This is a genomic window from Sphingomonas sp. PAMC 26617, assembly GCF_000242835.1.
Classification (GTDB): domain Bacteria; phylum Pseudomonadota; class Alphaproteobacteria; order Sphingomonadales; family Sphingomonadaceae; genus Sphingomonas.
Map to the genome: position 1 here is coordinate 603,342 of NZ_JH594425.1, position 25,700 is coordinate 629,041.

The 25,700-nt window shown below is 66.2% G+C and carries 14 protein-coding genes; 4 read left to right on the plus strand and 10 right to left on the minus strand.

Annotation, left to right across the window (positions count from 1 at the left end; all coding sequences use genetic code 11):
- Positions 1-8: 8 nt before the first annotated feature.
- The 4 genes from RH91_RS02480 to RH91_RS02495 form a co-directional block, all read right to left on the minus strand.
- On the minus strand, positions 9-2,822 hold the full coding sequence (locus RH91_RS02480) for a M16 family metallopeptidase (protein ID WP_010160929.1): 2,814 nt from the start codon (positions 2,820-2,822) through the stop codon (positions 9-11).
- Between the two features lie 183 nt (positions 2,823-3,005).
- Positions 3,006-3,869 carry an FkbM family methyltransferase gene (locus RH91_RS02485; RefSeq protein WP_081469489.1) on the minus strand — a complete coding sequence of 288 codons (864 nt, stop codon included), beginning with the start codon at positions 3,867-3,869 and terminating at the stop codon, positions 3,006-3,008.
- A 242-nt stretch (positions 3,870-4,111) separates the two neighbouring features.
- Entirely contained in the window at positions 4,112-4,906 is a 795-nt protein-coding gene (locus RH91_RS02490; RefSeq protein WP_232283390.1) for a hypothetical protein, read from the minus strand.
- A 119-nt stretch (positions 4,907-5,025) separates the two neighbouring features.
- The gene (locus RH91_RS02495) at positions 5,026-7,161 is read right to left on the minus strand and encodes a penicillin acylase family protein (RefSeq protein WP_029623544.1); all 2,136 of its coding nucleotides are present in this window, start codon (positions 7,159-7,161) and stop codon (positions 5,026-5,028) included.
- A gap of 145 nt (positions 7,162-7,306) precedes the next feature.
- On the opposite strand from RH91_RS02495, the gene clpB reads away from it, so the two are divergent.
- Complete coding sequence (gene clpB / locus RH91_RS02500; RefSeq protein WP_010160933.1) at positions 7,307-9,886, plus strand: ATP-dependent chaperone ClpB; 2,580 nt, start codon at positions 7,307-7,309, stop codon at positions 9,884-9,886.
- Between the two features lie 186 nt (positions 9,887-10,072).
- On the opposite strand, the gene RH91_RS02505 is transcribed toward clpB, so the two are convergent.
- Positions 10,073-13,180, minus strand: coding sequence for a TonB-dependent receptor domain-containing protein (locus tag RH91_RS02505; RefSeq protein ID WP_232283391.1), 3,108 nt, complete (start codon positions 13,178-13,180; stop codon positions 10,073-10,075).
- A 291-nt stretch (positions 13,181-13,471) separates the two neighbouring features.
- On the opposite strand from RH91_RS02505, the gene RH91_RS02510 reads away from it, so the two are divergent.
- Positions 13,472-13,990 (plus strand): hypothetical protein, encoded by a 519-nt coding sequence (locus tag RH91_RS02510; protein ID WP_010160936.1) that lies wholly within the window; start codon positions 13,472-13,474, stop codon positions 13,988-13,990.
- A 41-nt stretch (positions 13,991-14,031) separates the two neighbouring features.
- Positions 14,032-15,486 carry a tetratricopeptide repeat-containing sulfotransferase family protein gene (locus tag RH91_RS02515; RefSeq protein ID WP_010160937.1) on the plus strand — a complete coding sequence of 485 codons (1,455 nt, stop codon included), beginning with the start codon at positions 14,032-14,034 and terminating at the stop codon, positions 15,484-15,486.
- A 7-nt stretch (positions 15,487-15,493) separates the two neighbouring features.
- Here the strand turns inward: RH91_RS02515 and RH91_RS02520 are convergent, their stop codons facing one another.
- Positions 15,494-16,768 carry an aspartyl/asparaginyl beta-hydroxylase domain-containing protein gene (locus RH91_RS02520; RefSeq protein WP_010160938.1) on the minus strand — a complete coding sequence of 425 codons (1,275 nt, stop codon included), beginning with the start codon at positions 16,766-16,768 and terminating at the stop codon, positions 15,494-15,496.
- 80 nt (positions 16,769-16,848) lie between these two features.
- Here RH91_RS02520 and RH91_RS02525 point away from each other — a divergent pair, with 80 nt between their 5' ends.
- Positions 16,849-17,874 carry a hypothetical protein gene (locus tag RH91_RS02525; protein ID WP_037478482.1) on the plus strand — a complete coding sequence of 342 codons (1,026 nt, stop codon included), beginning with the start codon at positions 16,849-16,851 and terminating at the stop codon, positions 17,872-17,874.
- A 69-nt stretch (positions 17,875-17,943) separates the two neighbouring features.
- Here RH91_RS02525 and RH91_RS02530 read toward each other — a convergent pair whose 3' ends face one another.
- The 4 genes from RH91_RS02530 to RH91_RS02545 all read right to left on the minus strand — a co-directional run bounded on the left by RH91_RS02530 (position 17,944) and on the right by RH91_RS02545 (position 25,680).
- Positions 17,944-20,904, minus strand: a complete 2,961-nt coding sequence (locus RH91_RS02530) for a TonB-dependent receptor domain-containing protein (RefSeq protein ID WP_010160941.1) — start codon at positions 20,902-20,904, stop codon at positions 17,944-17,946.
- Between the two features lie 337 nt (positions 20,905-21,241).
- Positions 21,242-24,289: a TonB-dependent receptor domain-containing protein gene (locus RH91_RS02535; protein WP_010160942.1), complete on the minus strand. Its 3,048-nt coding sequence runs from the start codon at positions 24,287-24,289 to the stop codon at positions 21,242-21,244.
- A 271-nt stretch (positions 24,290-24,560) separates the two neighbouring features.
- Positions 24,561-25,304, minus strand: a complete 744-nt coding sequence (locus RH91_RS02540) for a M23 family metallopeptidase (RefSeq protein ID WP_010160943.1) — start codon at positions 25,302-25,304, stop codon at positions 24,561-24,563.
- A 166-nt stretch (positions 25,305-25,470) separates the two neighbouring features.
- The gene (locus tag RH91_RS02545) at positions 25,471-25,680 is read right to left on the minus strand and encodes a DUF2093 domain-containing protein (protein ID WP_010160944.1); all 210 of its coding nucleotides are present in this window, start codon (positions 25,678-25,680) and stop codon (positions 25,471-25,473) included.
- Positions 25,681-25,700: the final 20 nt, after the last annotated feature.

Consider the following 25,700-nt stretch of genomic DNA (forward strand, 5'->3'; position numbering starts at 1 on the left):
GAATCAGCTCAGCGCACGTCCGCTACGGACGCCGCCGGCACCACCTCGACCGGTAGCCCGATGCTGTCAAGCTGGCCGCGGACCTTGCTCGCATCGCCCACCACGACCCAGACGAACTTCGCGGGGTCGAGCGCCTTGCGTGCCGCAGCGTCAAGCTCGGCCGCCGTCATCGCGCGATATTTTTGCGGGAGCGTCGCGTAGTAATCGTCCGGGCGGCGATACAGCTCGTTCGACTGCATCGCCCCGAGCACTGCGCCCGACGTCTCGAAATTCCCCGGGAGCGAGCGAATCGCATCGGTGATCGTCCGGTCGAACTCGGGCGCGGTGATCCCCTTGGTCGTCAGGAACGCCTTGATGTCGCCTTGCAGCGCCTTGATCGAATCCCCGGTGCGATCCGCCTGGACGGGGGCCGAGAGGACATAGGGCGTCTGATATTCCGCGCGCCGGAACCCGCCGCTGACGCCGTAGGACCAATGCTTGTCCTCACGCAGATCAAGATTGATGCGCGACGTGAAATCGCCGCCGAGCGAATCGTTCGCGGTGGTGATGCCGAGCAGGTCGTCGGTGCCGACGAGCGCGGTCGGGGCCGCGCCGACGATCAGCGACTGCGGCGAATCCGGCCGGTCGATCAATACGATCCGCGGGGTGGCCGGCGTCGCGGCGGCGGTGAAGTCCTTGGTGCCCCGCGCGCCCGTAGGGGTCCAGTCGCCGAAGCGCGCATCGAGCGCTGCCTTGACCTCGGCGAGCGGGCGATCGCTGACGACGAAGATCCTCGCGGTGTCGGGGCGGATCCAGTGCTGCTGGAACGCGACCAGATCGTCCCGACCGAGCGTCGCCACCGCCTTTGCGTCGCCGCTGCCGATCGCCTTGGCATAAGGCGAGCCCGCGCCATAGACGAGCCTCGGGTAAACCCGCGCGGCGAGCCCGTTCGGGCTGGTCAGCTCGGCGGCGATCCGCGAGACCTGCTGGTTCTTGAGCCGCGCGACTTCGGCGGGGTCGAACTTCGGGTTGCGGACGACATCGGCGAACAGCTCGGTTGCCGCCGCGAGGTTCGCGCTTGGCGTGAACAGCGTCAGGATCGTGCGATCCGCGCTCGACCCTGCCGAAATGCTCGCGCCGAGCCGCTCCTTGGCTTCGGCGAGCGCGATCGAGTCGCGCGTCGTCGTGCCTTCGCTCATCATCGCGAGCGTCAGTTGCTGCGTGCCGAGCTTGCCGGGCACGTCCGCTGCGACGCCCGCGTCGAAGCTGATCGCGGCCTGGGTGATCGGCACCGCAGTGCGCTGTGCGTAGACCAGCTCGATCCCGTTGCGCAGCTTCGCGCGCTCGATCTTCGGGTACACCAGCTCGCCGAGCGTGCCGACCGCGGGCAGCGCGCCGCGCGTGCCCTTGACCGCGGGCTCGGGCGCGGTGACGACCTTGGCGGGCGGGGTCGCCTCGACATAGGCGTCGCGCGCGCCGGGGACGACGGTCAGGCCGTAGACCGGGCGCGACAGCCACTTGGCGGTCGCGGCCTTGACCCGCGCCGGGGTTTCCGCCGCCAGCGTGACGAGCTGTTTCTTGTAGAAGCCCGGATCGTTCGAATAGAGTTCGCCCTGCGCGAGCGCGACCGCCTTGCCGCCGAACCCGCCGGTCGATTCAAGCCCCGCGATCGTCCGCGCGGCATCGCGCGTGGCGACGCGCTGGACCTCGTCCGCGCTCGGTCCGGTGGCGATGAGATCCGCGATGATCGCGTCGAGCCGCTTGGCGACCAGCGCGGGATCGACCCCGGGCCGGACGTCCGCGCTGACGACGAACATCCCAACCTGCGCGAAGCTCTCGTTGCCGGCGGTCACACTGACCGCGAGCTTCTCCTTGCGGACCAGCGCATTGTCGAGCCGGCTGCTCGACAATCCGCCGAGCACCCCCGCCGCAACGTCGAGCGCGACCGAATCCGGGTCGTTGAGACCCGGCACCGCCCACATGCGATAGATCCGCGTGTTGGCGACGCGGTCCTTCATCGTCTCATATTTGGCGACCGGGAGCGTCGGCACCGGGGCGGCAGGCACGATGCTTTCGGGTCCGCGCGGGATCGCGCCGAAATATTTGGCGACGAGCGTCTTCGCTTTGGCCGCATCGATATCGCCCGACAGCACCAGCACCGCATTGTTGGGCGCATAATGGCCGCGGAACCAGCTCTTCACGTCCTCGACACTCGCGGTATCGAGATCCGCCATCGATCCGATCGTCGTGTGGCCATAGGGGTGGGTCGCGGGGAACAGATTCTCGACCTGCTTGTACTCGACGAGGCCGTACGGCTGATTGTCCCCCTGCCGCTTCTCGTTCTGGACGACGCCGCGCTGCTCGTCGACCACCGCCGGGGTGATCGCACCGAGCAGATAGCCCATCCGGTCACTCTCGAGGAACAGCGTCCGCTCGAGCGCCGCCGACGGGACCGTCTCGAAATAATTGGTGCGGTCGAAATAGGTCGTGCCGTTGAGGTCGGTCGCGCCGATCGCCTTGGTGTAATCGAAATAATCCCCCGGCGCATTCTCGCTGCCGTTGAACATCAGATGCTCGAACAGATGCGCAAAGCCGGTCTTGCCCTTGGTCTCGAACTTGGAGCCGACATTGTACCAGATGCTGACCGCCACGACCGGCGCCTTGCGATCGGTGTTGACGATGACGCGCAGGCCGTTGGGGAGGCGGAACTGCGTGTAGGGAATATCGACCTGGCGGACGAGATCCGCGACCGGGGCGGGCTTGGGAGTCGGCCCCTGCGCGGAAACCGGCGTGGCAAAGGTCGCGAGCGCGACGCCCGAAAGCGCAAGGAGCTTGACGGTCATGACGGATGGTTCTCCCGGGTGTCAGGTCGTTGAAACGACACTGTTAGACCGGGGTATAGCCATGGCGTTTGGCATGGCAATCTCCTCCCTCGCGCGGACGCGACGGCCCCCGGCAGGCAGGGGAACATTAGGAGGAGTACGGCATCGGACTCGTAACCGTTCGATACGGAATGAGATCCAGGGTCACCGCTTCAACAGAAGCATCCGCATGGATTCTGTTCCGTTCAAAAGGGCGTCGCGACCAATTGGCACCGCCCCGGCCTTGTGATCGATGTCATGAATCGCAAAGCCGGCCTTTGTTATTTCGTCAACAAAGCCACCGGCGTCCGCGTAGACAGACGGTGCAAACTCGACAACCATGGTCCGGAGATGCGCGCCCTCGACCATCTTCCGCATCCCCTGCCAAATTGCCTCCTCAAACCCTTCCGCATCGATTTTGACGAAGCTTGCTTCGAGGGCGCCAGGGATTCCGTCCAACCGACGCGTGCTACACTCGATGCTCGTCGAATTGGCCACGCTTGCGCCGGTGAGTTGGGCGCCGCCTGGGTGATTGATCGGAATCACCAGCGTTGCAGGGCGGCCATCACGCTCCGCGACAGGGAACGGATGCACCGTCACCCGGTCCGAAACGCCGTTCAAAATGCACGTCGCTTCAATACGCCGCACCATGGCCGGATTGGGTTCGATCGCCATGACCCTTCCGGTTGCGCCGCATCTGTCGGCCATGATCATCGAATAATATCCAAGGTTGGCACCGACATCGATCGCGGTCATGCCCTTTTTCAAAGTATCGATGACGACTTCTGTTACGCGGGCCTCCCAAATGCCATCCGCGATGATGTGCGGCGACACGCTCCAATCGCTTGGGTCAGCAAATATCTTATACTGGCCCAGCATCCGACACAGCACCATGCCGTCGCCGAGATTCTCGGCAAAAGCGCGATCCCGAAGGTATTTCCGCCGCAGCGATAGCTGGAGTCGCGGGAAATGCCGGAGTGGTGACGCTTTTTTTCCAAAGATCGTCGCGTTGATCGGGCCACTTGTCATGCGACCTCCTTATAGGACGATGACCAACATTCAACCTGTCTTGCGGTTTATCGTTTTAGCGTCGAAAAAGGCTGCCGTCGGAACCGCACGCCCCATTCTCAAGCCCCCATTAGGACAGGACTTCGGCGCTGCTCGCGGTCAGAATTTGGTGTAAGCTTACCGGCCACCGTATGCCCCAAGCTTGCGCTTGGTCGGCAGGGATTTTCTCTTGTTCCATCGCCTCCTGAGATCGCCCGGCACGCTCAGTCGCTGGCGGTCCAACCCTGCTCGCGATTGTTGCCGTGTACGGGCTGTGCCGCCTTCAGCGCTGCCTGGAAACGCTCGCTAGCGCTGGGACTGGAGGGCGATGCCGCAGCGCGTGGGATCGGCGCGCGCGCAACCGCTGCGGGGGGCAGCGGAGCGGATCTTGGCGCGGGGACGAACGGCGCGGGAGCGGGCGCAAACGGTACCACGCTGCTCGAGCGGATCTGGACCCTGCCGTCGGTGACGATCGTCGTTAGTCGGCGTTGTTTGCCTGGCGGTAAGGACGCGGCGACCGCGCCGATCCCGTAGCCCGACACCGAAACTTCGCGGCCATATTCGTCAAGGTGATCGACGATGGCGACGCCGGGGTGCTGGCCGTTCGGGCCGCCGAGGATGCGGAGGATCTCGCCCACGTCGGCAGTGTAGCAGGTCGTGGCTTTCCTCGATCGGCACTCGCCTGGCGGGACGGCTTCGCGACTGGGCCGCGCATAGAGCGTGGCGGCCTTGACCCCCGGCGACGTTTGGCTGTTACCGCCAAGAAGCATGACGTAGCGATACCCTTCGGCGCGGGCGCGTTCGGCGGCACGGTACAGCGCCATGTCGACCGCCTCGCCGCGGCCACGGATTGCGGTGTCGATCCGCCAGGATCCGTCGCGCTCGACCTTGTCCCTATAGCCGAATGTATAGCCGATACCGTGCCAGCGCTGCATCGGACCATAATAGGGCGCGTCGTCCCCGGCCCATGCCGATCCGGGTACGGCCAGCACTACCGCACAGAGCAAGAGACGCTTCATCATGCTTCCTTCAGGATGGAGCCATCAGGCTAGCGGCCAAGTCGTAAACACATCGTTCCCCGCCAGGGACGTCGGGCACGCGGCCGGGGCGGTTGCCATATCCCGCGCGGTCCCCACCCTTACGGCCGGTACACCCGCTCGACGTTCCGCCGCAGATCCTCGCGCCAGAACAGCACCGGCTTGAACCGGTGCGCCACGAACAGCGGCGCCTGGTCCGCGTAATGCGGCGACTCCGGCCGGGTCGTCGCCGCGCCGAACGGCTGGATCGAGCGCGATTCCACCCGCCCCGCCTTGTCCCACGCCATCAGCATGATGAAGCTGTCGCCATGCTTCACCACCAGCCGCCCGTCGGGCGCTTCGTCCCACGTCGAGGCGGCGCGCAGCACGTCGGGCGCGCCATCGAGCGGCAGGTCGACCTTGCCCTGCCGCAGCCGCAGCACGGTGCCCAACGGCGGGTCGAGCGTGCCGAAATGCGTCTGGAGATACGCCGCCGCCTTGGCCAGCGCGTCGCGCGGGTCGAGTTCGGGGCGGCGCTGGTAATGCCATTTCTGCCCGGTCCGCAGCAGGATCGCGGCGAGCGCCTGTCCACCGTGCTGGCCGTCGAAATTCCAGTTCCAGCGCTGCAGCACGCCGAGCGCTGCGCTGAGCTGCGGATCGCCGCGCGGGTCGACCCGTGCGATGTCGCGATACCATTTCGCGGCCCAGCTTAAGCGGCTGATCCCGGTATCGAACTTGATCCTGAGCAGGTCCGCCTCGCTGATCCGGGGGGTCTGGCCCATCAGCTCGACCGCGCGGGTACCGCGGTTGGTGGTGTCGGTCTCGATCCCGAGCAGCGGGCTGTAATCCTGCGGGCGAAGCTCCGACCCCTGCCCCGCCGCCTGATACGGCGTGTTGTTGGCGTTGATCAGGAAGCCCGACGCGGGGTTCACGTTGCGCGGTACCGCTGCGAACGGCACCGTCCCCGGCATCAGGTCGCGCGACGTGTCGCCGGGGAGCAGGTGCTGGTAATCATAGCCCGGCCGCCGGTTGGGGAAGCTCGCGTTGTAGACATAGGCGATGGTGCCCTGCGCATCGCCGTAGAGGAAATTGGTCGCCGGAACGCCCTGGAGTGCCAGCGCCTGCTGCCATTCGGTAAAATTCCGCGCACGCGTCAGGCGGTAATATTCCTCCACCATCCGCAACTGGTCCGCGCCGGCATAGCGGATCGCATAGGCCCCGCTCTTGTTGACGATCACCGGGCCCTGCACCGCGCGGTACACCGTCTTCGGGATTGGCAGCACGAACGGCCCGACCCGCACGCCCAGCCACACGCGCCGCGCCTGCAACGGCCGCCATGCGCCATCGAAGCGATAGCGGGTGTGCGCGGCATCGGTGTCGAGCGTGTAGACGTCGGTCAGGTCGGGCCGGTTGACGGTATTGGTCCACCCGAGATGTTCGTTATGCCCGAGCACCGGGAACGGCACGCCGGGGAAGGTCGCGCCCGAAAAGTGCCAGCCGGTCCCCGACTGCACCGACAGCTCGTACCAGGCGACCGGCCCCTTCCACGGCTGGTGCGAATTGGAGAGGACGCGGGTGAAGCCATCCGCCGACCGTTTCGGCGCGACGACGAAGGCGTTGGAGCCGTTCTGATTGCCCTCGCCGCTTGCGGGAAGCGCCGTGGGATCGGGCGCATCGGGGGTGGCGCCGGCGCTTTCGCGCGGCAGCGGCGTGTCGCCCGACAACGCGCCGAGTACCTGATCCAGCCCGAAGAAGAACGGCGTGCGCAGGACGAAGCCGGTCGCGATGTCCTCGCCATTCGCGGGGAACAGCTTGGCGAGCCGCACCTGCCCCGGATGCCGCCGCGCATAGACGTTGAGCCCGGTCGCATAGGCATCGAGCAACGCGCGGACATCGGCGGGTTGCTTGAGATAATCGCGATGCGCGGTCTCGCGCGCGCCGAGCAGCGCGAGCGTGTAATCGACCTTCGCGCCGTCCGCCCCGGTCATCGCGCCGAGCCGCCCGCGCGCCATCGCCACGGCTTCCTGCAGCGTCGCGAAGTCGTCCTCGGCATGCGCGTAGGCGACGCCGTACGCCACGTCGGGGTCGGTCTTGCCGAAGATGTGCGGCACGCCGAAGCGGTCCCGCGCAATGACGCTGTCATAGCGGTGCGCGGGTGGCGGGGTCGCGCTGGTCGCCGCGATCGGCTCCCAGAGTGCCAGGCCAGCGGCGGTGACGAGCAACAGACTCGCGAGGCCCACCCCAAATGTTCGCAGCATGCATTCCCCCTGCGGCTCTGGTCTTGGCCAGGTCCTGCGCTATCTTGGCGAACGGGGCGGATTTGTCACGCAATCCGTAGTCTCACGACTTGTGTTGTATATTTGCAACACCATATCGGCGCGAAAGCAACTGTGAGGGTGTTGGATGAACATCGAGAAATTTACCGATCGCGCCAAGGGCTTCCTGCAATCGGCGCAGACCGTCGCGATCCGCATGAGCCATCAACGGATCGCGCCCGAGCATATCCTCAAGGCTTTGCTCGAGGATGAGCAGGGCATGGCGTCCGGGCTGATCACGGCAGCCGGCGGCGATCCCAAGCGCGCGACGAGCGAGACCGACCTGCTGCTGGCGAAGATCCCGGCGGTATCGGGGAGCGGCGCGCAACAGACGCCGGGGCTCGACAATGATGCGGTACGCGTGCTCGACCAGGCCGAGCAGATCGCGACCAAGTCGGGCGACAGTTTCGTGACCGTCGAGCGGCTGCTGGTGGCGCTCGCGCTGTCGCTCAACACCGCGGCGGGCAAGGCGTTAAAGACCGCGGGCGTTGCGCCCGAGGCGCTCAATACGGCGATCGAGCAGGTCCGCAACGGCCGCGTCGCCGACAGCGCGGGTGCGGAGGACAAGTTCGACGCTTTGAAGAAGTTCGCGCGCGACCTGACGCAGGCGGCGCGCGACGGCAAGCTCGACCCCGTGATCGGCCGCGACGAGGAAATCCGCCGCACGATCCAGATCCTTGCGCGCCGCACCAAGAACAACCCGGTGTTGATCGGCGAACCCGGCGTCGGCAAGACCGCGATCGCCGAGGGGCTCGCTTTGCGCATTGCGAATGGCGACGTTCCGGATACGCTCAAGGACCGCAAGCTGATGTCGCTCGACATGGGCTCGCTGATCGCGGGCGCCAAATATCGCGGCGAGTTCGAGGAGCGGCTGAAGGGCGTGCTCGACGAGGTGAAGGCCGCCGAGGGCGACATCGTCCTGTTCATCGATGAGATGCACCAGCTGATCGGCGCGGGAAAATCCGAAGGCGCGATGGATGCGGGCAATCTGCTCAAGCCAGCGCTCGCGCGGGGCGAGCTGCACTGTGTCGGTGCGACCACGCTCGATGAGTATCGCAAATACGTCGAAAAAGATGCGGCACTCCAGCGGCGTTTCCAGCCGGTGTTCGTGGGGGAGCCGACGGTTCCGGACACGATATCGATCCTGCGCGGATTGAAAGAAAAGTACGAACTTCACCACGGCGTGCGGATCACCGATGCGGCGATCGTCGCGGCGGCGACCTTGTCGAACCGCTACATCACCGACCGCTTCCTGCCCGACAAGGCGATCGATTTGATGGACGAGGCCGCGTCGCGCATCCGCATGGAAGTCGAAAGCAAACCCGAGGAAATCGAAATCCTCGACCGGCGGATCATCCAGCTCAAGATCGAGCGCGAGGCGCTGAAGCGCGAGACCGACGAAGCGTCGCGCGACCGGCTCGGCACGCTCGAGGGCGAGCTTGCGAATCTCGAGCAGCAGTCGGCTGAGTTGACCACGCGCTGGCAGGGCGAGAAGGACAAGATCTCGGCCGAGGCGAAGCTCAAGGAGCAGATCGACGCCGCGCGGCTCGAACTCGAGCAGGCGCAAAGGGCCGGCGATCTCGCCAAGGCGGGCGAGCTGTCCTACGGGCGCATCCCCGAGTTGCAACGGCAGTTGGATGCCGCAGCGGGCGCGACCAAGGGCGCGATGCTGCGCGAGGAAGTGACGGGCGAGGACATCGCGGGCGTGGTCGCGCGCTGGACCGGGATTCCGGTCGAGCGGATGCTCGAGGGCGAGCGCGACAAGTTGCTTCAGATGGAAACGACGATCGGCAAGCGCGTGATCGGCCAGCAGAACGCGATCCGCGCGGTGTCGACCGCGGTGCGGCGTGCGCGTGCAGGGCTACAGGACCCGAACCGGCCGCTCGGCTCGTTCCTGTTCCTCGGGCCAACCGGCGTCGGCAAGACCGAGCTGACCAAGGCGCTCGCCGAATTCCTGTTCGACGACCCGACCGCGATGGTCCGCATCGACATGAGCGAGTTCATGGAAAAGCACGCGGTTGCGCGGCTGATCGGTGCGCCTCCGGGCTATGTCGGTTATGAGGAAGGCGGCGTGCTGACCGAGGCGGTGCGGCGACGTCCGTATCAGGTCGTGCTGTTCGACGAGGTCGAAAAGGCGCACGGCGACGTGTTCAACATCCTGTTGCAGGTGCTCGACGACGGGCGGCTGACCGACGGCCAGGGGCGCACGGTCGACTTCACCAACACGATCATCGTGCTGACCTCCAACCTAGGCAGCCAGGTGCTGACGACGCTGGGCGAAGGCGAGGACGTTGCTTCGGTCGAGCCGCAGGTGATGGAGATCGTCCGCGGGCACTTCCGCCCCGAATTCCTCAACCGGCTCGACGAGATCGTGCTGTTCCACCGGCTCGGCCAGGCGGAGATGGCGCCGATCGTCGACATCCAGGTCAAGCGGATCGCGACGCTGCTCGGCGAACGCAAGGTGACGCTCGACCTCACCGAGGCCGCGCGCGCGTGGCTCGGGCGGGTCGGCTACGATCCGGTCTATGGCGCGCGGCCGCTGAAGCGCGCGGTGCAGCGCTATCTGCAGGATCCGCTCGCGGACCTGATCCTGCGCGGGAGCGTCAAGGACGGCGCGACGGTGCGGGTCGACGAGGGCGACGGGAAGCTGGAGCTGGTGGTGGAGTAGGCAGCCGCCCCCCGGGGCAGACGTCCCAACCTCCGTTCGGGCTGAGCGAAGTCGAAGCCCTGCGCACAGCGCCGGCCCTTCGACTGCGCTCAGGGCGAACGGAGGGGGCCACTTCCGGCAAAGACAAAAAAGGGGCGGCGGATCGTGTGATCCGCCGCCCCGATGGCTTCCCGAAGGACGCGCCGTTTACATGTCGACGGTGACGCCGACGAACAGGTAGCGGCCGTTGCCTTCGAAGATGCCCGGGTAGGTGTTGCCGTTGCCGAACGAACCGATCGGCGACGCGGCCTGGCTCAGGATCGGCGGCGTGCGGTCGAGCAGGTTGTTCGCGCCGATGCGGAAGGTGAACTTGTCCGCTGCCCGCACGGTCGCGGCCAGATCGAAATAGTTCTGCACCGGGATGCGCGCGTCGAGCGGCGAGAACGAACCGGCAAGGTCCGTGTCGCTGCTCGTGCGCTCATACTTGGTCGCCGACAGATAACGCCAGCGTGCCGACAGGCCGATGCCCTGCGGCGACGTGTAGGTCACGCGCGCCGAATGCCGCCACTTGGACTGCGGGTAACCGCACTGTGCACCATACAGGCCGGCGCAGTCGAACTTCGCCCCGACCTTGTCCGAGGTGAACTGGTCGACATACGTCCCGTTGAACGACAGGCCGAACGTACCGATCTGGCCGGTCCGCAGCGTGTAGCCCGCCGAAACGTCGATCCCGCGCGTCTTGAGCGAGCCCGCGTTGACGTTGGTGTCGACGATGTAGCCGGTGTTGCCCTGGAACAGCGTGCCGTTGGCATCGCGGTTGATGGCGCCGCACAGCGACTGTGCGCCGGTCGCGATGCACTGCGCGATGATCGTGTCGGCGCCGATGACGCCGATCCGGTCCTGCAGCTTGATCGAGAAGGCGTCGACCGAGAGGTTGAAGCCGCGCAGGAAGCTCGGCTGGAGCAGGACGCCGACCGTGAACGTATCCGCCTTCTCGGGCTTCAGGTTCGGGTTGCCGCCGAGCAGGCCGTTATACTGTTCCGACGGGTTCGCCGCGATCAGACCAAAGCGGTTTGCCGCAACGCCGGTACGGGCGCAGGCAGCGGCATTGTTGCCGTTGACCAGACCGTTGACGGCCGGACCCGCGCACGGATCGGTCGCACCATCGAGCTGGACCGACTGCTGCGCGAACAGCTCCTGCGTGTTCGGTGCGCGGACCGCACGGTTATAGCCACCGCGGAAGCGGACGTCCGAGATCGGCGCCCAGACGAGCTCGCCCTTGTACGACGAGACGCCGCCCGAGGTGCTGTAGTCCGAGTAGCGATAGCCGCCGTTGATCGTCAGTTCCTTGAAGAAACGATGATCGGTGACCAGCGGAACCTGGATTTCGCCGAACACTTCCTTGACGTTGAACGAACCGTTGATCGGCAGCGTCGCGCCGCCTTGGCCCGCCAGATCGCCGCTCAGGAAGCCGTTGTCGACCTCGAGCGTCAGCGATTCCTCGCGATATTCGCCACCGACGTTGATGCCGATGCCCTGGGTCGAAAGCGGCGACTGGAAGCCGTACTTGCCGCCTTCGAAAGTGACCGAGCCGCTGACGACCTTCTCTGCGGTGTTACCCGACTGGAAGCCCGGGGTCTGAACGTAGTTCAGCGCCGCCTGCGAGATGTTGCCCGCGCCGAAGATGTTGAGCGGGACGCAGTTCGGATCGGTGCCGTCGACGACCGAGCGGCAGACCGGCTGGCCGAGCGTCGAAGACCCCGGACGCGTGTCGGTGATCGCATCGAGCGCGCGCTGGGTGCGCGAGACCGAGAATTCGTTGCGATAGACCTGGCTGAAGATCGTCGTGCCGTACTGGCCATAGACGTCGTACGAAACGCCGTCCGCGATGTCGCCGCGTGCGCCCGCGACGAAGCGGTAGGCGGTGTGACGCAGATCGGCCTGACGACCACCGCCTTCGACGTTGCGGCGACCGATCGTGACGTTCGCCTGCTGATACTGCGAGCCGTCCGGGTTGGTCAGGTTGATGACGTTGCCGTTCGCGTCGCGAACCAGGTTGGTGCTGCGGAAGAAGGTCGCCTGCTGCGCAGCCGACAGATACGGGTTGTTGCTGTTGAGCACCGACGTGTTGCTGAAGTCACCCGACGGCGCGATCTGCGCGACCGAGCGATCGTCCATGAACATGAACTCGGCATAGGGCTTGAAGCTGTCGCTCACGTCGTAATGCGCGAGGAAGCCCGCCGTGTAGCGCGTGTCGGGGCGCTGGTAATAGTTGAGCGGGTTCGCGTTGTAGAGCGTCCGGCCGGGGGTCAGCTGCCCTGCGCCGTTGAGCGTGTACTGCTGCTGGAGACCGCTGGCCGCGCCGTTGACGACCGTATCGCCCAGCGTGAAGTTGGCGGGGAATGCGGTGGCCGAGCCACTGCAGACATATTCGCTGCCGTTGGCAGGGGCGCCAAGGCCGCACGCCGCATAGTCGCGGTCGCCCTGGAGGATCGCGCCGATCTTGCGATAGCCCATGTAGCCGACGACATGGCCGCGGCCGTCGCTGGTGCCGACGCCCATCTTGAGGTTGACGTCGAACTGCGTGCCGTCGAACGCCTGACCGTCACGCGTCGGATAGCCCGCTGCGGTGGCGATGTTCTGGAAGCGCTGGCTGCGGTTATCGTGGTTGTAGATGCCACCCGACGCGTCGAGGCTGACGCCTTCGTAATTGGTGTCGAGCACGAAGTTGACGACGCCGCCGATCGCGTCCGACCCGTAGACCGAGCCGGCCCCGCCGGTGAGCACGTCGACGCGCTTGATCAGCGCCTGCGGAATGACGTTGAGATCGGCTGCGGCCGATGCGGTGCTGCTCGACGACGGGTTACCCGGCATCAGGCGACGACCATTGACGAGGACGAGCGTGCGCTGGTCGCCGAGGTTGCGCAGGTTGGCGGTCGCGGTGCCGTTCGACCCGTTCGACACCGACGAACTCTGCGTCGCGAACGACTGCGGCAGGCTGTTGAGCACGTCCTCGATGCGGGTCGCGCCCTGCAGCTTGATCTCGGCTGCGTTGACAACCGTGATCGGGCTGGCCGAGGTCAGGTTCGGGTTCGAGATGCGCGAACCGGTGACGACGATGTCGCCAGCGTCTGCGCCGGGGGTGTTGGACGCGGCGGGCGTGGTGCTCGCAACGCTGTCGTCACCCGTGCTGGTCGTGGTCGGCGCCTGCTCCTGCGTGGGCTGCGGTGCGGGCTGGGCGGCGGGTGCGGGTGCCGGCGCGGCGGGTGCGACCTGCGCTGCGGCAGGAAGGGCACCGAGGATGCCGGCAATCATCGTGGACGCGAGCAGAGAGCCGCGCAAAACGTGGTTTTGCATGTTGGATTGAATCCCCTTTGATGCCAACGCGGGGGCGATGGCACGAATCAACAGCGGTTAACCCGCTGTCTATGGGGTGCTTCTTTAGTAGGAGCGGCGCGTCACAAAAGTGAAATTGCGGACATAATGCGCAGATCACTCACAATGTTCCGGAACTGTAGCAGAATAGACACAGCCTGTTCACAGACGCTTGCGACTGCGCGGGCCGGGCCGTACCGCGCGTCGGACGCTCTGCCAAGGGGACACGCTGTGCGCGCTCGAACGCTTCAAATTCTGCTGATCGCGGCCGCCCTGTCGGGCAGCGCAAACGCCGCCGCGCCGCGCGCGGAAGGCCGCTCGCAGGCGCTGAGCGATGTCGTGCAATGCCGCAAGCTGACCGACCCGGCCGCGCGGCTCGCCTGTTTCGACAAGACGGTCGAGACGCTCGATTCCGCGGAGGCGCGACAGGATGTCGTCGTGGTCGACCGCCAGCAGATGCGCCAGGCGCGCCGCACCCTGTTCGGGATCGGGCTGCCGACATTGCCGATCTTCGGCAATGCGCCCGACATCGATTTCATCGACACGACCGTCGCCGAGGCGCGCGTCGATGGCGCCGGCCGCTGGACCTTGCGGATGGCGGATGGCGCGCGCTGGGCGCAGACCGACGACAATGTCATCGGCCGCAGCCCCAAGCCCGGCGACAAGGTCCATATCAAGCGCGGCGCGCTCGGCAGCTACCAGATGAACGTCGGCGGGCAGCCCGCGGTCAAGGCGCACCGGATTACCTGACGATGCTATCGGGCCCGGGCCGGACCCGATAAGACACGAGAATGCCGCACGCCCCCCAGACGACCGCCCTGCTCCAGACCGCCGCCGAACGGTTGCGCGGCGGGGACCTGCCGGGCGCGATCGCCGCGTTCGAGGCGGTGCTTGCGATCGATTCCCGCCAGCCCGACGCCTGGTTCAACCTCGCCTGGGCGCAGCGCGCGACGCGGCAGTTCGATGCGGCGCTGGAGTCTTACGCGCAGGGACTGGCGCAGGGCGAGCCGCACCCCGAACAGGCGCATCTCAACCGCGCGGCGATCCTGTCGGATCACCTGTTCCGCCCTGAAGCCGCAATCGTCGAGCTCGAGCACGCGCTGCAGGCCAACCCCGATTTCCTGCCGGCATGGCTCAACCTCGGCAATCTCCACGAGGATCTCGGCGACCGTGGCGCGGCGCGGCGTGCCTATAGCGCGGTGCTGGCGCGCGCGCCCGACAATGGCCGCGCGCACGCCCGGCTCGCGGCCATCGACGTCGCGGACGGCGCGGCGGGCGCTGCGGTCGCGCGGCTGAAGACGGTGCTGCCGCGCGCCGCCTCGGTCGAGGATCGCGCGGATCTGTTGTTCGCGCTCGGCAACGCGCTCGATGCCGCCGGGGATTCGGGGGATGCGTTCCAGGCGATCGAGGCGGCGAACTGGATCGCGCGGTCGATCGCACCGTCGGTCTATGATCCCGCGGCGCACACCCGACTGGTCGACGCGCTGATCGCCGCCTATCCCGCGCCGGCACCCCCTTCGCCCGCCACGCCTGCGGGTGCGAAGACACCGCTGTTCATCTGCGGGATGTTCCGGTCAGGCTCGACGCTGGTCGAGAAGATCCTCGGGCAGCACGAAGCGATCACCCCGGGCGGGGAACTCGAGGCGATTCCCGCGATCGTCCAGTCGCTCACGCCCTACCCCGTCGCGCTGACCGCCGGCGAGATCGCGGCGTTGCGCGCACGCTATCTCGCCGAGCTTCCCGGCACGGGAATCGTGACCGACAAGCGGTGCGACAATTTCCTCCACATCGGGCTGATCAAGACGCTGTTTCCCGAAGCGCGCATCCTCCACACGCGGCGCAACGTGCTCGACACGCTGCTGTCGACCTATTTCCTCCAGTTCGGCGATGGCGTTACCTATGGCACCGACCTGCGCGACGCGGTGCATTTCTACCTGCTTTACCGGCGGCTGATGGCGCATTGGGAGCGGGTGTATGGGGACGACATCGTGACCGTGGACTATGACGCGCTGGTCACCGATCCGCAGGCGAGCGTGTCCGGCATGCTTGCGTCCCTGGGTCTCGGTTGGGATGACGCCTGCCTGTCCGCGCCGGACTCGCCGCTCGCGGTGCGGACCGCGAGCGCGTGGCAGGTCCGCCGCCCGATCCACCGCGAATCGCTCCACCGCTGGCACCGCTATCGCGTGCAGCTTGGCGGGGCGATCGCGCTGCTCGAGCAGCAGGGGGTGGATGTCGGCGGGGGTTGATCCCCCATCAGGCGCGGGGCGCAACCAATCCCCGGTCGGTCACCGCGAACAGGCGCGCGAGGTCGGCTTGCTCGTCGGGCGTCAGATACGGGTTCCACACGTCGAAGATCAGCACGATGCGGATCTGGTCGCTGCGATTCCACGCCTCGTGCTCGATCGTGTCGTCGAAACCGAACGCCTCGCCCTCGCGCCAGGCGCGCGTCTCACCGCCGACGCGAAAGCCGCAGCCTTCGGGGACGACCAGCGGCAAATGGATGATCGCGCGCGTATTGGTGACACCGGTATGCGGCGGGATCGTCGCGCCGCCGCGCAGGATCGAGAAGAACGCCGAGGGCGCCTTCCCCGGCAGTTGCGTCTGCGGAACCGCCGCGAGCGCCGCCGCGGTGGCGGGGCAGCGGTCGCATACCGCATCGTTGCGCTGGCCATATTCCCACAAGAAGCAGGCGCTCCAGTCGGTCGAGCCGTCGAGCCTGCTCCACGGCGTAGCGGGCGTGCCGGCATCGAGCCGGACATAGGGGCGGATCGCGTCGGCCCCGCCCGCCACCATCGCAAGCGCCTCGGCGCGGATCGCGGGCGTCGCCGCCTCCAGCGCGGCGAACCACGGGAAATGCGCGGAGTCGAAGAATTCGTCCGCGGGGAGGAACGGGAAATGCACCCCGGCGCACTGGTTCTGGTAGATCCTGCGTCGCCCGAGCGTGTGGTCCGCGCACGCCTGGAACCGCCGCGACGCCGCCTGCAACCGCGGCGCGCCGCCGAATTCGTCTAGCAGGGCATCCGCGAACGCCGCGTTGTGCGCCTCGAGGAATCCCAGCGCACGCCGCTCGGCCTCGACCAACGCGGGCGGGCGTTCGGCGACCTGCGCCGCGAGCTGAACCACCGCGCTCCAGTGCCGCGCGGCATCCGACACCAGCCCCTGCCGCTGGAGCAATTCGGCCATCCGCAACTGCGCGAGGAAATGGAGCTGGTCGATATCGAGCACCGACTGGAGCGCGGCGCGTTCCCCGTCGGCGTCCCCCGCGGCGCGATGCGCGGCGGCGAGATTGAGCCGGAGCGCCGGCTCGCCGGGGTCGAGCGCAATCGCGCGGCCAAAACACGCCACCGCCGCGCCGAAATCCGCGTCCGCCAGCGCGCGCATGCCACGGGCGTTATGCGCTTCGGGCCGTGCGGGATCGAGTGCGATCGCGCGGTCGAGCGTCGTGCGTTCGCCCGCCGCATCGCCGCGCTGGCGCAGGGCGGCGGCTTCGCGCAGCAAGGGTCCGACGGCACCGGCAGGATCGATCATGCGGTCGAAAGAGCATACCGCGCCGACCCATGCAAGCCGCGCGCTTGATCCCGCGCGCGCACTCCGCGACAGTATCCCGCATGGCCACTGCGCACCCTCCGATTGCTCCCGATCCCGACTGGCTCGCGCATCGCTACGACCCCGGGCAGGATACGTTCCATTTCCTGCAGGTCCCGCGCGCGCTGCGGCAGACGGTACCGTTCCTGACCGACGAGCACATCGCCGGGCCGGGCGACCCGGTAGTGATCCGGCGCGGCGACTGCGACCTGACGGGCGCGGCACCCCGCCTGAACTTCATCTTCCATTCGGCCTATTGCTGCTCGACACTGCTCGCCAACGCCTATGACCGGCCGGGCCGCGCGTTCAGCTTGAAGGAACCCGTGCTGCTCAACGATCTCGTCGGCTGGCGGCATCGCCTCGGCGATCCGCGCCGGATCGGCGCGGTGCTCGGCGATGGGCTGCGCGCGCTGGCGCGGCCGTTCGCGCCGGGGGAGCGCTGCGTCATCAAGCCCTCCAACATCGTCAACGGCCTCGCCGCCGCGATGCTGACCGAGCGGCCCGAGGCGGCGGCCGTGCTGCTGTACGCGCCGCTCGAGACGTATCTCGGGTCGATCGCGAGCAAGCGGATGTGGGGCCGGTTGTGGGTGCGCGAATTGCTGGCGGGGTTCCTCAAGGAAGGGCTGGTCGACCTCGGGTTCGAACCGCAGGCGATCTTCCTGCAGTCCGACCTGCAGGTCGCGGCGGTCGGCTGGCTGGCGCAGCACGCCTTGTTCGCGAAGCTTGCCCGCGCGTGGCCCGGGCGGGTGCGGACGCTCGACAGCGAAGTGCTGCTCGCGCAGCCGGCGGCGGCGCTGGCGGCGATCGATACGCTGTTCGACGTGGCCGACAGCGACGCGGGGCGCGACGCGATCGTCCGGTCGGTGTTCCGGCAGCATGCCAAGTTCGGCGGGGACTTCGACGCCGAGGCGCGCAAGGCCGACCAGCGCGCGGCGCTGTCGCTGCATGCCGAGGAAGTCCGGATGGTGCTGGCCTGGGCGGCGAAGGTCGCGGAGGGTGCGGGCGTATCGCTGGTCGCGCCGGCACCGCTGTTGCCGGACGCATCCTAGCGGTCTGCCCGTCATAAAAAAGGAGGCGACCCGAAGGCCGCCTCCCGTAGATCCGGTCAGATACCCGGATCAGAACTTCACACGAAGCGCCGCATTGAACGAACGACCAAGCGGATCGTACGTCGACGGGAAGGTGTTGCCGCTGTTGGCAGTGGTCGAGCCGGCTTGACCACCGACGATCGGCGGCTGCTTGTTGAACAGGTTCTGCACACCGAGGGTGAGGTTGAACTGCTTGGTGACGTCGAACTGGAAGGTCAGATCGAAGTAGTTATACGCCGGGATACGATTGAAGTTGTACGACTTCCCGGCGAGTTCCGACGAAACGCCCGCCGCGTTCGTGATCGTGCCGCTGAACAGGGTTCCAAGACCCGGCTCGTAGGTCACCTTGTCGATATGCCGCCACAGCACCGATGCATTGACGGGGCCGTAGGACAGGCCGGTCCGCTGCTGCCAGCTGTACTTCGGCTGGATCTGGCCAAGGCTCGGCCCGCAGTTGACGCTGTAATAGCCGACGCAATCGCGGTTGAGCGACGTCGGAGCGGACTGGAAGCGGAGATGGTTGGTCCAGGTGCCGTTGAAGCTCAAGTCGAGGCCGAACTGGCCGAACTTGCGACTGTACGCAGCACCGATATCGATCCCGTCGGTCGCCAGTCGACCAAGGTTGGTCTCGGGCAAGAGCAGGCCGAACGTCGACGAAGACGGTCCGCTCAGGCCGCCGTTGGCGGGGTTGCGACGGATGACGGTGCAGGCCGAATTCGTGGCAGACGCCGCCGTGATGTTCCCGAAGCAGGCGGAGATCGCATCACCCGGCGTGGCGAAGGTGATCGCGTTGTTGACCTTGATGTTGAAGTAATCGACCGAGAACGTCAGGTTCGGAACGACGTCGCGGGGGGTAAACACCGCGCCGACGGTGAACGTGTCGGCTTTTTCAGGACGGATCTGCGTGTTCGTCACGAAGGTCGCGTTGATCTGACCGGCGTTCGGACCGGGGATGGCACCGATTTGCCCGGCGGTTGCCCCCTGGGCGATACACACCGCGCGCAGGTTCGCATTGGCCGAAGGGGCTGCGTCCTGACACGGATCGGTCGTCAGGTTCGTCAGCGCCGTCACGGTCGGCGAGAAGAGATCGTTGATGTTCGGTGCGCGCACGGCGCGCTGGTAGTTGCCGCGCAGACGAACGCCCTTGACCGGCTCCCACGTGGCGCCGCCCTTATAGGTCGTCGTGTTGAAATGCGGGCTGTTCGGCGCCTGCACGTTGTACGACGAATAGCGGATGCCCGCCTCGAGCGTCAGTTCGTTGAAGAACGGCTTGTCGGTCACCAGCGGTGCGATGACTTCGCCAAAGGCTTCCTTGACGTCATACCCGCCGGTGAACGGGAGGACAGCGCCACCGGCGCCGCCGAGCGCCGACGGATCCTGCGCGAACGCATCCGGGATACGCTCATAGGTGTACTTCCGATATTCGCCGCCGACCGCATAGCTGATCGCCTGCGACGACGTGCCGAGCGTCAGCAGTTCACCGCTCAGCAGCGCGTGGACCTGCGACAGTTCGGTATTGATCCGGATCGTGCTCTGGCCCTTGATGAAATCGACCTGCGCCTGCGAGATGCTGCCCGACTGGCCGAAGAGGTTGAGCGGGACGCAATTGCCGCTCGTATCCAGGCAGGTCGTGGCGTTGGTGGCGTTCAACGCCTGCTGGATGCGCGGCAGGATCGTGTAGCCGGATTGCGTCTGCGTCTGCTCGCTGCGGCCGTAGGAGCCCGCGAGATCGAGCGTTCCGATCTTGCCGACTTCGATCTTCAGGCCGACCCGAGCGTCATAGACGTTGTTCTCATAGTTGCTGACGCGCGGCCCGAGCTCGACGAGGCGGCGATAGACGCCGCTCAACGGCAATGCGGCATTGTTGTCGCACGTCGGCCCGCGCGCGATGCGGTTGGCATCGCAGATCTGGTTGCGGATCCCTGCGGTCAGATACGGGTTTTGTCCCGGGATCGTCAGCGCGTTCCCGAAGACGCCGGATGGCGCGATGATCGAATTGATCGTGTTCTGCGAGAACATCCCGCGCGCGTAGAACTCGACCCCGTCGGCAACGTCGTAATGGGTTGCCGCGTAGACGCTCTTGCGGACCAGCGGGGTCTGGAAGATGTTGTACGGGTTGAAGTTGAAGCGCTGGTAGGTCGGTACGAGCGAGGCACCGTCCGGCGAAACCTGCAGCGTCCCGGCAGGCCGCGGCAGGACGATGCGCGTCGGAACCGCGGTCCCCGAGGCTCCGGAGGCGACACCCGACACGCTGTCGACACCGAAATTGGAATAGCCCTGCGTCTGATAGACGGGGTCCACGGTCGTATAGCCAAAGCTCAGCACCGCGTTGCCGCGGTCGCCGGCGAAGTTGGCGCCGACCGTCAAGTCGCCGCGGAACGACCGGGCATCGCCCGTTTCCAGGATCTTGTTCTGGACGCGCACGTCGAGCCCGGTGAAGTCGCGCCGGGTGATGAAGTTCAGCACACCCGAAACCGCGTCCGCGCCGTAGGTGGTCGACGCACCGCCGGTCAGCAGATCGACCCGCGAGACGAGCGCGAGCGGAATGACGTTGAGGTCGGTCGCGCCGTTCGCAAGCGACGGAACGATGCGGTTGCCATCCAGCAACACCAGGTTGCGCTGAACGCCAAGGCCACGAAGATCGACCGAGTTGGTGCCGTTCGAGCCGTTGTTGACCTGGCTGCCGATGCCCGGCGACACGCCCGGCAACGCGCGGACCAGTTCCTCGACCGTGTTCGGCGCGCGCTTGGTGATTTCCGCGTCGCTGATGACGGTGACCGGGGTCGACGAGGTGAGGTTGGGATTGCGGATCAGCGTGCCCGTGACGACGATGTCGCTCCCGGAAGCCGCCGGATCCTGCGCGGCGGAATCAGTGACGCCAGGCTCGACCGGACTGGTTTGCGCAGATGCGGGAGAGACAAAGGTTGCCACGGCAAGAACCGAAAGAGCCGAACCAAGCCCCAGCTTGCGAATAAGCGTCGTCGTTCGCATCAAAAAAACCCCCTTTTGCAATTGCCCACAAAGCTCATGAAAACATTACATCATCCGAAAGGATGATGATGTCAGATACTTTCAAATATGCCCGGGGGATTGATGCTATTCAGAAGTTCCGCTGTAAAGTGGCCGTGACGGACCCATTCACGGTTTTTGCTGCACCGTATCAAAAATGCAACAATGTTGCGGTGCCGAAATGTCGGATGACCAAGGGTCGAACGACCGGGCGATCCGGCGCCGGCACGCCGTGCGCGCTGCGCGCACGCCATAAAAAAACGAGGCGGAAATTGCTTTCCGCCTCGCCGATAGGAGCTCCGCCAGGGGCGGGTTGCCGTTAGAAGTTGAACTTCGCGCCCGCGCGGAACTGGCGGCCGTAGATGTTGTTGCCGGCCTGGACCGGGTTGTAGAGATACGCGCCATAGGTGACCGGGTCGATCGGAGGCAGCCGGTCGATCAGGTTGAGGACGTTGGCGTACAGCGTAAAGGCGTTGTTGACCTTTGCGCTGACGTTGAGGTCGATCGTCACGTAGCTCTTGACGCGGTTGCCGGTGTAGCCCGGTGCAAGCCCGTGATCGCCGTATGCCGTGCCCTGGTCCATCGCCGACAGATCGTAGCCCGAAGTGTAGTTGACCGTGCCGGTGACCGCGAGCGGGCCGGTCTCGATCGTGTTCTGCCAGTTGCCCTTCCAACGGAACGTGCCCGAGCCGGCGGTCAGGTTGAAGTTGCCGAGCGAGTCGACATAGGTCTCGCGCGTGCCGTCCGGGAAGGTCGTGCTGAGTTCGATCAGCCAGCTCGCGTCGAGGTTCGAGGTGAACTTGAACGCACCGAAATCGTGGAAGACGTTCGCCCCGAAATCGATACCCTCGGACTTGAGCGTGTTGGCATTGATCAGCTGCGATTCGACGAACGCGATGCGCGGCCGTGCGGTCGGGTTGTTCACGTCAACCGCGTCCGCGAGCACGTTGTAGCCAGCCGGGATCGCCTGGTTGGCATAATAGGCCGCGATCGCAGGGGCAGACGACGGCGAGGTGATCGCCCCGGTCTTCTTGATGTTGTAGTAATCGACCGTGAAGGTCACGTTGCGGATCGGGTCGAACTTGATCCCCGCGGTGAAGCTGCGCGACTTCTCGGGCTGCAGGTTGGGCGACGCGAGCGTCGTCAGACCGACCGAATAGGCGGTGATGTAGGTCGGGCAGCCGGTCGGGTTGGTCGGGGTGCAGTTCGCGCCATATTGGGCAAGGAATGCCGCCGGGATGTTGGCGACCGACTGCGACACGTAGCCCGTCGTCGGAAGCGCGTTGGCCTCGGCGAAGCTCGGGATACGGAACCCGCGCGAATAGGTGCCGCGCAGCGTGACCTGCCGGACCGGACGCACGATCACGCCGACCTTCGGCGAAAAGTTGGACTGACCGCTCGAATAATGGTCATAGCGACCCGAACCGTCGATCTCGAGCTGGTCGAAGATCGGCGCCTTGATTTCACCGAAGGCCGAGGCGACGGTGCGATTGCCGACCGTGCCGAACGCGTTGAGCGTGAAGTAGCGCTGCGTCGCGCCGGTGTAATCCGCGTTGCCGCTCGGCGAGTTGACCGCTTCGTAATAGACCGAGCCGCCTGCCGCGACACGGAGCGGACCGCCCGGCAGATCGAACAGTGCCTTCCCGATGGTGGCCTGCGCCTGGTACAGGTCAGAGGTATTGGTGTTGACGTTGGTCGGGGTCAGGTAGTTGAGCGTTGCCTGCGAGGTCGCGCCCGGATTGACGAAGTTGTACGACCCGTCCTTGATCACGTTGAGCAGGTTCTGGATGTAGACATAGCCCTTCTGTGTCACTTCCAGATCGGTGTGCATCGCGGTGCCTTCGACGCGATAGTCCCAGTCCTTCCCGAAGGTCCCGCTGATCCCCAGCGCGCCGCGATACACGCGGCTCCGCGTCTGGTTGAACGTCTGGGTCGGGACACGCCCGAGAACCCGCGCGATCTGGCCCTGTGCGGCGAACGGGTTGTTCGGGTTGAGCGTGCCGTTGGCCGCGGTGCAATCCCCCACCGTGGTGCGGGCGCAGATATAGACCGGGAGCGCGAGGATGCCCGAGCCCGGGGCAAGCCCCGCACCGAACGCGGTCGAGGTGGAGAAGCGCGGCAGGTCGATCCCGGTCGGCGCGTTGCCGCGGATCGTCGCGGGGGTGCCGGTGTAGCTCGACGTGCTCTGCTGGAAGTTCACCGCGAGATACGCTTCGCTCGACGAGCCGACCGTCGCGGTAAAGCGCGCCGAACCGCCGAAGCGCTCGATCTTGGGCGATACGACGCCATATTGCGCGGTATTGTCTTCCTGACAGATCGTTCCGGCCGGGGCGTTGGCGTTCACGGTCTGCGCAAGCTGGGCGGCGGTCAGCGTAATCGACTGGCCGCTGATGCAGCCTGCGTTGCTCAGCTTCTGGTAGCGACCCTGCGCGACGCCGCCATTCTGCACGCCGTTGCTGTAGCCGACATTGGTATAGGGACGGACGTAAAAGTCAGTCGCGGCGCCGAAGCCGTTGAGGTTGCCCGATGCGTCGAGGCCGTTGGTGACGCCGTTGGGGCCGCCGATCGGACGCTGGTCGTCGCTGTTATAGGGCGCGCGAAGATCCGAGTTCTTCACCATGTCCTGGTTGTAGTAGAAGCCGCTGATATAGGCGTTGAAGCCCTTTTCAGCGAGATCGCCGACACCCGCGGTCAGCGTGACGCGCTGGTTGGCGGCGAAGCCCTTTTCGGCGATGCCGGCTTCGACGCGGCCCGCGAGCCCCTTGAACTGCTTCTTGGTGATGACGTTGACCACGCCCGCGATCGCGTCCGCGCCATAGCTCGACGATGCGCCGTCGCGCAGCACGTCGATCCGCTCGACGATATCGTCGGGGATGGTGTTGAGATCGACGAAGTTGCGCGAGCCGTCATCCGCGAGCGGATAATAAGCCGCGCGCAGGCCGTCGAACAGGACGAGCGTCGAGCTGGTCGAAAGGCCGCGCAGCGACACCGACGAGGCACCACCGGCGAACGCGCCATTCGCGCTGAACGAGTTGGTCAGCGCCGCACCGTTGTTCGACGACAGCTGCTGGAGCGCGTCCTGCACGGTGTTGATACCGCGGCGGTCGAGGTTCTGCTGGGTCAGCGTGGTGACGGGCGACGGCGTCAGCGTGCCGCGGATGATCGACCCAGTAACGACGATGTCCGCGCCGGCTTCTTCCTGCGGGGTGGGGGCGGTCGTGGGCGACGTGGTGGTCGTCCCTTGCGCCGTGTCGGTTTGCGGCGTTGCTACGCCGTCCTGCGCGTGCGCGCTGCCGGTGGAAACGGCAACGGCGAGCGATGCCGTCGCGGCGAGTAGAAACGATTTACGATATGCAGAATTTAGCATCAACACAGCCCCTTTTGCTTCCCCGACACGTCACGATCTGCGTGTTTGTAGGGCATGGCCAAGCGTCCGCGGATCATTGGACCCTAGGACGCTCATGGGGAAAATTTGACGGAGTTTGCAGCGCTGTAAAGCAGCCTTCTCAGACTGTGCCAACTTTACGGCGGCTGTGTAGCATTTTGGTCACATAATGGCCGAAAAGGGCCTAAGGCTTATTTTGGTTCAAATCCCGAGATTCGCGCCATTTAATGTTGCGTCGCGGCAAAGGTAGCGATCACATAACGTTAGGCATCGGCCCCGTAACGAGCAACGGGTCGATCTTTGCATCACGCCAGCGCAGGCTCCAGTGGAGGTGCGGACCGGTCGCGCGTCCCGTTGCGCCGGACACTGCGACTCGCTGCCCGCGCCGGACGTGATCGCCCACGCGCACGCCGATTTCGGACAGGTGGAGGAAGGCGCTGTTGAGCCCGTTGCCATGGTCGATCATCAGCAGATTCCCCTCGAGCGTGAAGGGATGGTCCGCGGCCAGGATCACCACGCCATCGGCCGGCGCCACGACTTCCGAGCCGATCGGTTTGGCGACGTCGAGGCCCGAGTGATACGAACCCGCCTCGCCGTTGCGATAGATGCGCTGCGATCCGAACAGCGTCGAGATCCGACCGGTGGTCGGCCAGACGAACGCCTGCCGCCAGCCTTGCGCATCGGTCACGATCCGCCGCGCGGCGGCGATCTGCGCGAGCTCGGCGGGGCGGAGGCGGTCGAATTCGGGTTGCGGCAGCGGGATCTTGGGGAGCGTCGTCAGCCGTGAGATGTCCCACGCGCGGGGCGAGACCGTCAGCGTGTCGCGGATCACCCGCCCGTCGTCGAGCGTCGCGGCGAGGGTTGCGACCGGGGGCGCGTCCCGGTCGAACGCGATGAGGAAGCGGCCGTCGGCGGCGACGGGAACGATCGCGGTGTCGAACAGGAGGTCGCGGGTATGGGCGGGTGCGGTGCCGATCACCAGCCCGCCTTGCGTCATGCTCCCCGAATAGCTGAACTGTGTCCGTCCGGCGGGACGCGGCGGCGCTTCGGAACGGGCAGAGATCGGAGCAGCGTCGGGACGCTGCGGTATGGCCGGAACGGTGGCGCAACCGCCGAGTCCGATCACGACCAGACCGGCCAGAACATGGCCGACCCACGCAGGCTTATGCGGCAGTTTCGCCGCCCATCGCCTGGGTCGCGAGCGCCGCGGTGGCATAGGCTTCCTGCCGCGCGACGCTCCAGTAGCGCAGGTCGTCGAGCGCGATCCGCGCGCCCGAGACCGCGCAGACGACATGATCGCCCGGGTTGAGCACGCGAAAGCCGTTCGCCATGAAGTGCAGCCGCGCCGCGCGATCGGTGTTGGACATGAGCATCGGCTGGGGCTTTCGAACGA